At 72.6% G+C, this 11906-nt stretch carries 9 protein-coding genes; 4 read left to right on the top strand and 5 right to left on the bottom strand.

Features of this window, described 5'->3' with window-relative positions:
• Nucleotides 1-73 precede the first annotated feature (73 nt).
• Nucleotides 74-2665, bottom strand: coding sequence for an ATP-dependent chaperone ClpB (gene clpB, locus CIK06_RS00725; protein WP_095563182.1), 2592 nt, complete (start codon nt 2663-2665; stop codon nt 74-76).
• A gap of 171 nt (nt 2666-2836) precedes the next feature.
• Between clpB and CIK06_RS00720 the strand changes: the two genes are divergently transcribed.
• The 3 genes from CIK06_RS00720 to CIK06_RS00710 all read left to right on the top strand — a co-directional run bounded on the left by CIK06_RS00720 (nt 2837) and on the right by CIK06_RS00710 (nt 5163).
• A complete protein-coding gene (locus CIK06_RS00720; RefSeq protein ID WP_095563181.1) occupies nt 2837-3337 on the top strand; it encodes a cation:proton antiporter regulatory subunit in 501 nt (166 codons plus the stop codon).
• Nucleotides 3338-3342: 5 nt separating this feature from the next.
• A complete protein-coding gene (locus CIK06_RS00715) occupies nt 3343-4551 on the top strand; it encodes a cation:proton antiporter (protein WP_095563180.1) in 1209 nt (402 codons plus the stop codon).
• Between the two features lie 183 nt (nt 4552-4734).
• Nucleotides 4735-5163, top strand: a complete 429-nt coding sequence (locus CIK06_RS00710; RefSeq protein ID WP_095563179.1) for a hypothetical protein — start codon at nt 4735-4737, stop codon at nt 5161-5163.
• A 182-nt stretch (nt 5164-5345) separates the two neighbouring features.
• Here CIK06_RS00710 and CIK06_RS00705 read toward each other — a convergent pair whose 3' ends face one another.
• The 4 genes from CIK06_RS00705 to dnaK form a co-directional block, all read right to left on the bottom strand.
• Nucleotides 5346-5789 (bottom strand): heat shock protein transcriptional repressor HspR, encoded by a 444-nt coding sequence (locus CIK06_RS00705; RefSeq protein WP_095567459.1) that lies wholly within the window; start codon nt 5787-5789, stop codon nt 5346-5348.
• Between the two features lie 23 nt (nt 5790-5812).
• Nucleotides 5813-7000, bottom strand: a complete 1188-nt coding sequence (dnaJ, locus tag CIK06_RS00700) for a molecular chaperone DnaJ (RefSeq protein ID WP_095563178.1) — start codon at nt 6998-7000, stop codon at nt 5813-5815.
• Between the two features lie 97 nt (nt 7001-7097).
• Nucleotides 7098-7904, bottom strand: a complete 807-nt coding sequence (gene grpE / locus CIK06_RS00695) for a nucleotide exchange factor GrpE (protein WP_095563177.1) — start codon at nt 7902-7904, stop codon at nt 7098-7100.
• Between the two features lie 37 nt (nt 7905-7941).
• Nucleotides 7942-9831, bottom strand: coding sequence for a molecular chaperone DnaK (dnaK, locus tag CIK06_RS00690; protein ID WP_095563176.1), 1890 nt, complete (start codon nt 9829-9831; stop codon nt 7942-7944).
• 249 nt (nt 9832-10080) lie between these two features.
• On the opposite strand from dnaK, the gene CIK06_RS00685 reads away from it, so the two are divergent.
• Nucleotides 10081-11904, top strand: a complete 1824-nt coding sequence (locus CIK06_RS00685) for an ABC transporter (protein WP_157756555.1) — start codon at nt 10081-10083, stop codon at nt 11902-11904.
• Nucleotides 11905-11906 lie beyond the last annotated feature (2 nt).

The raw sequence follows: 11906 nt of genomic DNA, 5'->3' as shown, positions 1-11906 counted from the left end.
TCCCCGCGCCGGCCCGGCCCCGCGCCGGCCCGCCGGGCCGTACGGCCCGGCGCGGCGCCCGGCCCGACCGCGCTCAGACGCGGGTGACCTGCAGACCCTCCTTGCTGTCGGACAGGTCGACCCGCACCGTGTCGCCGTCCCGGATCTCGCCGGCCAGCAGCGCCTTGGCGAGCTGGTCGCCGATGGCGGCCTGCACCAGCCGGCGCAGCGGGCGGGCACCGTAGATCGGGTCGTACCCGTGCTCGGCGAGCCAGCCGCGGGCCGGATCGCCGACGTCCAGCACGAGGCGGCGATCCGCCAGCCGCCGGCGCAGCCGGTCCAGCTGGATGTCCACGATGGAGCGAAGCTGCTCCCCGCCGAGCGACGCGAAGACCACGATGTCGTCCAGTCGGTTCAGGAACTCCGGCTTGAAGTGCGAGCGGACCACCGCCAGCACCGCGTCCCGGCGCTGCTCCTCGGTGAGCGTCAGGTCGGTCACCACCGACGAGCCCAGGTTGGAGGTCAGGATCAGGATGGCGTTGCGGAAGTCGACGGTACGCCCCTGACCGTCGGTCAGCCGGCCGTCGTCGAGCACCTGGAGCAGCACGTCGAAGACGTCCGGGTGGGCCTTCTCCACCTCGTCCAGCAGCACCACCGAGTACGGCCGGCGGCGCACCGCCTCGGTGAGCTGGCCACCCTCCTCGTACCCGACGTAGCCGGGCGGGGCGCCGACCAGGCGGGCCACCGAGTGCTTCTCGCCGTACTCGCTCATGTCGATCCGGACCATGGCCCGCTCGTCGTCGAAGAGGAACTCGGCGAGCGCCTTGGCCAGCTCGGTCTTGCCCACCCCGGTGGGGCCGAGGAACAGGAAGCTGCCGGTGGGCCGGTCCGGGTCGGCGACGCCCGCGCGGGCCCGGCGGACCGCGTCGGAGACCGCGGCCACCGCCTGCGCCTGGCCGACCACCCGCTCGCCCAGCGACTGCTCCATCCGCAGCAGCTTGGCGGTCTCGCCCTCCAGCAGCCGGCCGGCGGGGATGCCGGTCCAGGCGGCGACCACCTCGGCGATGTCGTCCGGGCCGACCTCCTCCTTGAGCATCGCGCCGTCGGCCTGCAGGCCGGCCAGTTCCTGCTCGGCCCGGGCCAGGCCGGCGCGCAGTTCGGGGATCCGGCCGTAGCGCAGCTCGGCCGCGCGTTCCAGCTCGCCGTCCCGCTCGGCCCGCTCGGCCTCGCCGCCGAGCCGTTCCAGTTCCTCCTTGGCGGTGGAGATCTTGGTGATGTGCTCCTTCTCCAGCTTCCACCGCTCGGAGAGCGCGGTGAGCTGTTCCCGCTTGTCGGCCAGTTCGCGACGCAGCCGCTCCAGCCTCTCGGCCGAGGCCGCGTCCGGCTCCTTGGCCAGCGCCATCTCCTCGATCTCCAGCCGGCGGACGGCGCGCTCGATCTCGTCGACCTCGACGGGCCGCGAGTCGATCTCCATCCGCAGCCGGGACGCGGACTCGTCGACCAGGTCGATGGCCTTGTCCGGCAGGAACCGGTCGGTGATGTACCGGTCGGACAGCGCGGCGGCGGCCACCAGCGCGGCGTCGGTGATCCGCACGCCGTGGTGCACCTCGTACCGTTCCTTGAGGCCGCGCAGGATGCCGATGGTGTCCTCGATGGTCGGCTCGCCGACCAGCACCGGCTGGAAGCGCCGCTCCAGCGCCGGGTCCTTCTCGATGTGCTCGCGGTACTCGTCGAGGGTCGTGGCACCGACCATCCGCAGCTCACCCCGGGCGAGCATCGGCTTGAGCATGTTGCCGGCGTCCATCGAGCCCTCGCCCTTGCCGGCGCCGACCACCGTGTGCAGTTCGTCCAGGAAGGTGATGACCTGGCCGTCGGAGCCCTTGATCTCCTCCAGCACCGACTTGAGCCGCTCCTCGAACTGGCCGCGGTACTGCGCGCCGGCGACCATCGCGCCGAGGTCGAGCGAGACCAGCTTCTTGTCCCGCAGCGACTCGGGCACGTCGCCGGCCACGATCCGCTGGGCCAGGCCCTCGACGATCGCGGTCTTGCCCACGCCGGGCTCGCCGATCAGCACCGGGTTGTTCTTGGTACGCCGGGAGAGCACCTGGACCACCCGGCGGATCTCCGAGTCGCGACCGATCACCGGGTCGATCTTGCCTTCGCGGGCCCGTTCGGTCAGGTCGACGCCGTACTTCTCCAGCGCCTGGTACGTCTGTTCGGGGTCGGCGGTGGTCACCCGGCGGTCGCCGCCGCGGACCGCGGGGAACGCGGCCACCAGGGTCTCCTCGCTGACCCCGGCGTCCTTGAGGACCTGGGCGACCGCGCCGCCCACCCGGGCCAACCCGGCGAGCAGGTGTTCGGTGGAGGTGTACTCGTCGCCGAGCGGCCGGGCGATCTGTTCGGCGGCGCCGATGGCGTTGACGAACTCCCGGGACAGGCTCGGCTCGGCGACGCTGGAGCCGCGGGCGGCAGGCAGCTTCTCCACGGCCCGTGCGGCGGCCCGGCGGACGTCCGCCGGGTTGGCGCCGCCGGCCCGCAGCAGGGCGGCGGCGGTGGAGCCCCCGGTGTCCAGCAGGGAAAGCAGCAGGTGCCACGGTTCGACGGTGGCGTGCCCGCGCTGGTTGGCGATGGCGACCGCACCGGTGATGACTTCGCGGCTCTTGGTGGTGAGGCGTTCGGCGTTCATGGCTCCCCCGGGTCAGGTGTGTCCACTGGGAACGACACAACCAGACTTGAGTCTATTCCGCTCAAGTCTACGCTGTGACCCCAGTCACTTTGGCAGCGAGACCGCCCGCCGCCGCCATCCCCCTCCGGACCCGACCGGCCCCATGCGGCCGGCCCCGGTAACCTCATCGACGTGCGAGTACGTGTGGAACAGACCGCCCTGCCCGGCATCGGGGTACGCCACGACGTCATCACCGAGTCCGGCCGACGCATCGGGGTGGTGAGTCACCGCAACGGGCGGCGCGACCTCTCCCTCTACGACGAGCAGGATCCCGACTCGTGCGTGGCCAGCATCCCGCTGACCGACGACGAGGCGGAGGCGCTGGCCGACGTCCTGGGCGCCTCGCTCATGCTCGGCCAGCTCTCCGGGCTGCGCCAGCAGGCCGCCGGCCTGCTCACCGAGCAGATCGCCATCACCGCCGGCTCCCGGTACGTCGGCCGGCCGCTCGGTGCCACGAAGGCACGGACCCGGACCAGCGCGTCGATCGTGGCCGTGCTGCGGGACGCCGAGGTGATCGCCTCGCCGGACCCGTCCTTCGTCTTCGCCGCCGGTGACGTCGTGGTGGTGGTCGGCACCCGCGACGGCATCGACGGGGTGTCCCGGATCCTCGCCAAAATGGATCCGGACGGCTGAGCCGCATGCACCATGAGACGACCGTCCTGCTCATCGAGGTCGGTGCGCTACTGCTCGGCCTCGGACTGCTCGGCCGGTTCGCCCGGCGGATCGGTTTGTCCCCCATCCCGCTCTACCTGCTGGCCGGGCTGGCCTTCGGCCAGGGCGGCCTGCTGCCGCTGAACGCCAGCGAGGAGTTCTTCGCCACCGGCGCCGAGATCGGCGTGATCCTGCTGCTGGTCATGCTCGGCCTGGAGTACTCGGCCGACGAACTGGTCGGCAACCTCCGCTCGGCCGCGCCGGCGGGTCTGATCGACGCGGTCCTCAACGCCCTGCCGGGTGCCGCCTTCGCGTTGCTGCTCGGCTGGGGCTGGCTGTCCGCGATCGTGCTGGCCGGCGTCACCTGGGTCTCCTCGTCCGGGGTCATCGCCAAGGTCCTGGCCGACCTGGGCCGGCTCGGCAACCGGGAAACTCCGGTGATCCTCTCCGTCCTGGTCATCGAGGACCTGGCCATGGCCCTGTACCTGCCGCTGGTCACCGCGCTGCTCGGCGGCACCGGTCTGGGCGGCGGCGGCATCGCGCTCGGCGTCGCCGTCGGCACCGTCGTGCTCGTGCTGGTGGTGGCCACCCGGTACGGCCACGCCATCTCCGCGATCTTCCCGGTGAACAATCCCGAGGCGCTGCTGCTCGGCGTGCTCGGCCTGACCCTGCTGGTGGCCGGCCTGGCCGCCCAACTGAAGGTGTCGGCCGCCGTCGGGGCGTTCCTGGTCGGGATCGCGGTCTCCGGTCCGGTGGCGCACAACGCCACCGAGTTGCTCTCGCCGCTGCGCGACCTGTTCGCCGCCGTCTTCTTCGTCTTCTTCGGTCTGGCCACCAACCCGGCCGACATGCCGCCGGTGCTGCTGCCCGCGCTCGGCCTGGCCGTGCTCACCATGGCCACGAAGGTGGCGACCGGGTACTTCGCGGCCGGTCGGATCGGCGTGGCCCTGCCCGGTCGGCTCCGGGCGGGGCTCGGGCTCATCCCGCGGGGCGAGTTCTCCATCGTCATCGCCGGCCTGGCGGTGACCTCGTCCGCCGTCGAACCCAGCCTGGCCCCACTGGCCACCGCGTACGTCCTGATCACGGTGGTCAGCGGACCGTTGCTGGGTCGGCTGCCGGACGTGCCGGCGGTCAAGGTGTGGCTGCGCCGGCACCGGGACAGACGTCGGCTGGAGCCGGCGACGAATCCGGAATAGCGCCCGCTTGCGGACCCGCGGGCAGGTCACGAGGGGGCGACGGTAACGGCTTGATGAATTGGCAGAAGGGTGGACTTTCGCCGATCCCGGCCAACGCGCTACGGTTTCGCGTCAGCAGCCGGTGGTGCCTGGGCGGCCACGCCGGGTACCCACCACCGCCGCGAGCGGAAGGTCAACCCCGGGGTGAGCGTGCAGGAGTCGACGTTCAACGGCTTCGCCAATCCGGTCGACCCGAGCGCAGCCGAACTGCGAGCCTGGGCGTATCGCCCGGACGCGGTCCCGCTGCAATCGATGCCACCGGACTGGGACCTGTTGGTCTCCGGCGACCATCTCGTGACCACCCTGTTCGAGCTGGCCATGGACCGGTCCTGTCCGGCCCGCCGGTTCGCCCTGCACTGCCTCTACATCTACTCGGCCGACGGCATCCGGACGAAGTTCCGGGCGCATCCGCGCCGCAGGCTGCGCAAGCTGGTCGAACGGGCCGAGCGCGAGGGCGACGACCCGATGCTCACCTGGTCGCACAACTGCCGGATGCTGCTGGCCCGCCCGGAACTCTTCGAGTACCACGACTGGTGCGAGGGTGGCCTGGTCCGTAGCGGTCGCCGGCTCTGACCGCTGCCGGCGGGGCATGGGACGCGGGCCGGGAGCCCCCGTGGATCCCGGCCCGCCGCCTCACCAGCCCTGGTCCGCCACGGCGGGGCATCCCCCACCGGGCGTACCTGATTTGGCCCGAATTCGTGCGATACGGAGCCAAACGTCAGGGTAGTCCAGCCTGGCAACCGGCGGGGCCGGAATCAGGACCGCTCGTCCGGGCGGATCGGCCGCCACACCACCAGCGCCGTCGACGGCCGCGAGGTGGGGACCAGGTCGGTCCGCGGGAACGGCCGGGCCGCCTCCAGTTGGGCGATCCGCTCGTACGCCGCGGCCAACTGCTCCTGCGCCTGGACGAGCCGCTGCCGCAACTCGTCGACCGCCTGTTCCAGCTCGATGATCCGCTTGATGCCCGCGAGGTTGACCCCGTCGTCCTGGCTGAGCCGCTGCACCTCGCGGAGCAGGGCCACGTCCCGGACGCTGTACCGCCGGCCGCCGCCGGCGGCCCGGCCGGGCTGCACCAGCCCGAGCCGGTCGTACTGCCGCAGGGTCTGCGGGTGCATGCCGGCCATCCGGGCCGCCACCGAGATCATCAACACCTTGGCATCGGACGCCTGGGCGACCGAGATGATGAATTCCTCAGCCATGATCACCTCCGACGGACGATCGCTCAACTGACTCGACGCAGCCGGGCTTCGAGATGCTCCCGGGCCGCCTTGGGGGTTTCCGCGGCGAAGGTCTCCAACGCCTCCCGGGCCGCGCCGGACACCTGCTCGGGGACGACCACCTCAAGGGTCACCAGCAGGTCGCCGGCCCGACCGTCGCGCCGGACGATCCCCTTGCCGCGCGCCCGCAGGATCCGCCCGCTCGGCGTGCCCGGCGGCACCCGCAGCGTCACGGCGCCGTCCATGGTCGGCACCCGCAGGTCCGTGCCGAGCACCGCCTCGGCGAAGGTGATCGGCACCGTGAGGGTCAGGTCGTCACCGCTGCGCCCGAACAGGTCGTCGGATCGCACCTTCACGAGCACGAACAGGTCGCCCGCCGGGCCGCCCCGGGCACCGGGCTCGCCCCGGCCGGCCAGCCGGATCCGCTGGCCGTCGGCGACCCCGGCCGGAAAGCGCACGGTGATCGTGCGGGTCTTCGTGACCCCGCCCGTGCCCCGGCACTCCGGGCACTTCTCCTCCACGATCGTGCCGACGCCCTGGCACTCCCGGCACGGCTCGGCGAAGCTGAACGCGCCCTGGTCACGGGTCACCACCCCGGCCCCCTGGCACGTCGGGCAGGTGCGCGGGCTGGTCCCCGGCTTCGCGCCGCTGCCGTGGCAGACGTCGCACACCCCGGGGGCGCGCAGCGTGAGCGGCAGGGTCACCCCGCCGACCGCGTCCGCGAAGTCGAGCGTCACCTCGGCCTCGACGTCCCGGCCGCGCACCGGCCCGCGGGCCCGGGTGGTCGGACCGGCACCGCCGTTGAACAGCGAGCCGAACAGGTCGGAGAAGCCGCCACCGAACCGTCCGCCCGCGCCGGGCTGGCCCGCGGCGCCGCCGAAGAGGTCGGACACGTCGAACGGCGCACCGCCCGGTCCGCCCTCGCCGGCCTGCGCGTTCCGCCGGAACGCGCCCGAGCCGAACAGCGAGCGCATCTCGTCGTACTCCTTGCGCTTGCGCTCGTCGGAGAGCACGGAGTACGCCTCGGAGACCGCCTTGAACCGGCTCTCGGCCTCGGCGTTGCCGGGGTTGCGGTCCGGGTGCAACTCCCGGGCCAGCTTCCGGTACGCCTTCTTGATCTCATCGGAGGAGGCGGACTTGCCCACCCCCAGCGCGGCGTAGAAGTCCTTTTCCAGCCAGTCCTTGGAACTCATCTGTCCACCCCCCTCCCCAGTCGATCATGCCTCGTGTGCGGGTCGCCGGTGGCCGCCCGGCCCTGCGGCCCTGCGAACCACCGGCGAACCATTCTCGCTATTCCGGGTCGGCGACGGCTACCAGCGCGGGCCGCAACAGCCGCTCGCCCAACTGGTAGCCGCGCCGCATCACCTCGACGCAGGTCGGCTCGGTGACCTCCGAGGAGGTCCGGTGCGCGACCGCCTCGTGCCGGGTCGGGTCGAACGGGTCGCCCTTCTCGCCGAACGCGGTCAGTCCGAACTTGCCGAGCGCGGCGCCGAGCTGCTCGGCGACCGCGCCGAACGGTCCCACCAGGTCGCCGTGTTCCCGCGCCCGGTCCAGGTCGTCCAGGATGGGCAGCAGCGCGGTCAGGACGTTGCCGGTGGTCTGCTCGGCCACCAGGCCGCGGTCCCGGTCGACCCGCTTGCGGTAGTTGGCGTACTCCGCCGACACCCGCTGGACGTCCCGGGTCCGCTCGTCCAGGTCGGACCGCAGGGCCGCCAGCTCGGCGCCCAGCGGGCCGGACCGGTCGGCCGGCTCCTCCACCGGCTCGGCCGGCGCGTCCACGACCGGCTTGTCGCCGCCGGTGCTGGCGCCCGCCTCCGCCTCGGCGTCGGCGGCGCGCTCGGCCGACTCGCCGGCCAGTTCGGCCTCGGTGCTGGTCTGCGGCTTGATGCCGGCGCTCTCCGCGTCGGTCCCGGTGCCGGCCGCATCGTCGCCGGCCGGCGGCTCGGTCGGTTCGCCCTTGCCGCCGGAGGCATCGATCCGGCGCTTGTCCCGGACGACGACGCGCTCGCCGTCGGACTTGTCCGGGCCGGCCTGCGCGGAGCCACCCGGCGCCGGGCCGGCCGAGCCGGCCTCGGCGTTGCGTGGCTTGTTCGTCATTTGTCTACCCCGATCTCATGCACGGTGGACCGACAGGTCACTTCTTGTCGTCCTCGTCCACGATCTCCGCGTCGACGACATCGTCCGCCCCGGCCGACTGGCCGGCACCACCGCTCGCTCCGGCGCCCGCGCCCGCTCCGGCGCCCGCGGCACCCGCGGCATCCGGACCGCCCTGCTGGCCGGCGTCGGCCTGCTGCTGCGCGTAGAGCAGCGAACCGGCCTGCTGGGAGACCTCGGCCAGCTTCTCGTGCGCCGACTTGATCTTCTCCAGGTCACTCCCGCCGAGCGCACCGCGCAGGTCGCCGAGCGCCTCGTTGATCTGGTCGCGGTTCTCCGCCGGCAGCTTGTCGCCGCTCTCGGCCAGGAACTTCTCGGTCTGCCACTGGAGCTGCTCGGCGAGGTTGCGGGTCTCGGCCTCCTCGCGCCGCCGCTTGTCGTCGTCGGCGTGGTCCTGGGCGTCCCGCATCATCCGCTCGATGTCGTCCTTCGGCAGCGCCGAGCCGCCGGTGATGGTCATCGACTGCTCCTTGCCGGTGCCGAGGTCCTTCGCGTGGACGTGCACGATGCCGTTGGCGTCGATGTCGAACGCGACCTCGATCTGCGGCACGCCACGCGGCGCCGGCGGCAGGCCGGTCAGCTCGAAGGTGCCGAGCTTCTTGTTGTACGCGGCGATCTCCCGCTCACCCTGGAACACCTGGATCAGCACCGACGGCTGGTTGTCGTCGGCGGTGGTGAACACCTCGGACCGCTTGGTCGGGATGGTGGTGTTGCGCTCGATCAGCTTGGTGAAGATGCCGCCCTTGGTCTCGATGCCCAGGCTCAGCGGGGTGACGTCCAGCAGCAGGACGTCCTTGACCTCGCCCTTGAGCACGCCCGCCTGCAGCGCGGCGCCCACGGCCACGACCTCGTCCGGGTTGACGCCCTTGTTGGGCTCCTTGCCGGTGAGCTGCTTGACCAGATCGGTCACGGCCGGCATCCGGGTCGACCCACCGACCAGGATCACGTGGTCGACGTCGGCGACCTTGATCCCGGCATCCTTGATCGCCTGCTCGAACGGGCCCTTGCAGCGGTCCAGCAGGTCCTGGCTCATCCGCTGGAACTCGGCCCGGCTCAGCGTCACGTCCAGGTGCAGCGGGCCGGCCTGCCCCGCGGTGATGTACGGCAGGTTGATGTTCGTGGTGGTGGCGGCGGACAGCTCGATCTTGGCCTTCTCGGCGGCCTCGCGGAGCCGCTGCATGGCCATCTTGTCCTGGGACAGGTCGATGCCCTGCTCGCCACGGAAGGTCTTGACCAGGTGGTCGATGATCCGCTGGTCCCAGTCGTCCCCACCGAGGTGGTTGTCACCGCTGGTGGACTTGACCTCGATGACGCCCTCGGCCAGCTCCAGCAGCGACACGTCGAAGGTGCCACCACCCAGGTCGAACACCAGGACGGTCTGCTCCTTGGAGCCCTTGTCGAGGCCGTAGGCCAGGGCCGCCGCGGTCGGCTCGTTCACGATCCGCAGCACGTTGAAGCCGGCGATCTCGCCCGCTTCCTTGGTGGCCTGCCGCTGGGCGTCGTTGAAGTACGCCGGCACGGTGATCACCGCGTCGGTGATCTGCTCACCCAGGTACGCCTCGGCGTCCCGCTTGATCTTCATGAGCGTCCGCGCGGAGATCTCCTGCGGCGTGTACTTCTTCCCGTCGATGTCGACGGTCCAGTTCGTACCAATCTCCCGCTTGACCGACCGGATGGTCCGGTCCGGGTTGGTCACCGCCTGACGCTTGGCGACCTCGCCGACGAGCACCTCCCCGTTGCGGGCGAACGCGACGATCGACGGAGTCGTCCGCGAGCCCTCGGCGTTCGCGATGACGGTGGGCTCGCCACCCTCGAGAACGCTGACGCAGGAGTTCGTCGTGCCGAGGTCGATACCGACCGCACGTGCCATCTTCGCTTCCTCGCTTCGTTTCTAGAGCAGGTGGCGGGCGTTGCAGCAGCCCTCGCCCGGCCAAGTTGAGTGCATCTGACTCAATACTGCCACGATCAACGCTATCGTCAAGTCGGGGTTGAGTCACCTGTACGCAACTTCACCGTCCGGAGGGATATTCCGCCTCCGGCACCCGGATGTCCGCGACCCGCAGGTACTCATCCCGGGTGTCCGGTTGTCGGCGATGCATAGATCGTGCACCCTTTACCCGTGACAACCCAGGGCGAGCCGGCCGGGCCGAGCACGGCGCTCCCGCCCACCCAACCTGCCCCGCGCTCAGCCAGCAAAACCCCAGGCCAGGCCGAGCCCGATCTGCCGGCTGCCCTCGGCGAGCTGCGGGCCGCCGCGGAGGGCGTCACATTCCCGCTGGTCCTGCCCTCGGCGCAGGAGGCCACCCGGAGCATCCGCTCCCTCGTCGGCCAACTGGACGACTACCTGCTGCCCCGGCTCGCCCGGCTGGACGCGCCGCTGCTGGTGGTGGTCGGCGGTTCCACCGGCGCCGGCAAGTCGACCCTGGTCAACAGCCTGGTCCGGGCCCGGGTGAGCGCCTCGGGCGTGCTCCGGCCGACCACCCGGGCGCCGGTGCTGGTGTGCAGCCCCGCCGACTCCACCTGGTTCCGCCAGGGCGACCTGCTGCCCGGGCTGACCCGCACCAACCAGCCCGGCACCGACCCGCACACGCTGCAACTGGTCGCCGCCCCGGCCCTCACCCCCGGGCTGGCCTTCCTCGACGCCCCCGACATCGACTCGGTGGTGGACGCCAACCGGGCCCTCGCCGCGCAGCTGCTCGCCGCCGCCGACCTCTGGCTGTTCGTCACCACCGCCGCCCGGTACGCCGACGCGGTGCCCTGGGAGCTGCTGCGCACCGCCCGCGAACGCGGCACCGTGATCGCCCTGGTCCTGGACCGGGTACCCGCCGCCGCGGCGGACGAGATCGCCCAGCACCTCGCCGAGATGCTGGCCGAGCACGACCTCGGGACCGCGCCCCTGTTCGTGCTCCCCGAGACCACCGTCGACGGTCAGGGCCTGCTGCCCGAGCGGGCGGTCGGCGGGCTGCGCGGCTGGTTCGACCAACTGGCCGCGGACGGGCAGGCCCGGGGGGCGGTGGTCCGGCAGACCCTGGACGGCGCGCTGGCCGCGCTCGGCCCGGCCGTCGGCCGCATCGCCGCCGGCGCGGACGACCAGTCCCGGGCCGCCGCGACCCTCGACGAGCGGGTGGCCGCGGCGTACCGGCAGGCGCGGCGCACCGTCGAGCAGGGCGTCCGGGACGGCCGGCTGCTCCGCGGCGAGGTGCTGGCCCGCTGGCAGGAGTTCGTCGGCACGGGCGAGCTGTTCCGCACCCTGGAGGCCCGGATCGGCCGGCTGCGGGACCGGGTGGTCGCCGCGGTCACCGGCCGGCCGGCACCGGGGCGGGAGTTGCAGACGGCCATCGAGTCCCAACTGGTCACCCTGCTCTGCGGGGTGGCCGCCGACGCCGCCGAGGCCGCGTACACGGGCTGGCAGGCGCACCCGGCCGGCGCGGGGCTGCTGGACCCGTCGCTGGCCCGACCGGCCGCGGACTTCCCGGACCGCGCCGAGCGGCTGGTGCGGGAGTGGCAGCGCGGGGTGCTGGAGCTGGTCCGCACCGAGGGCGGCGACCGGCGCTTCATCGCGCGGACCGCGGCGTACGCGGTGAACGCCATGGGGCTGGCCGTCACCATCGCGGTCTTCGCCTCCACGGCCTTCATCCCGACCGGGCTGGAGGTGGCCACCGGCGCCGGCACCACGGTGGCCGGCCAGGTGGTGTTGCAGGCCATCTTCGGCGACCAGGCGGTCCGCAACCTCGCCGCCCGCGCCCGGGTGGAACTGCTGAACCGCGCGGCCGAACTGCTGGACGCGGAGGCGCAACGGTTCCACGGCCGGACCGCGGCGGCCGGGGTGGACGGCGCGGCGGCGCAGCGGCTGCGCACCGCCGCGGCCGACGTCGAACGGGCCCGCCAGCACGCCGGCCTGACCACGGACGCCCCGCTCACGCTGCCCGGGGACGACCGGTGACC

This window comes from Plantactinospora sp. KBS50, assembly GCF_002285795.1.
Lineage (GTDB): Bacteria > Actinomycetota > Actinomycetes > Mycobacteriales > Micromonosporaceae > KBS50.
The sequence above is the reverse complement of the archived record's forward strand: the minus strand, read 5'-3'. Positions and strand labels throughout refer to the sequence as shown.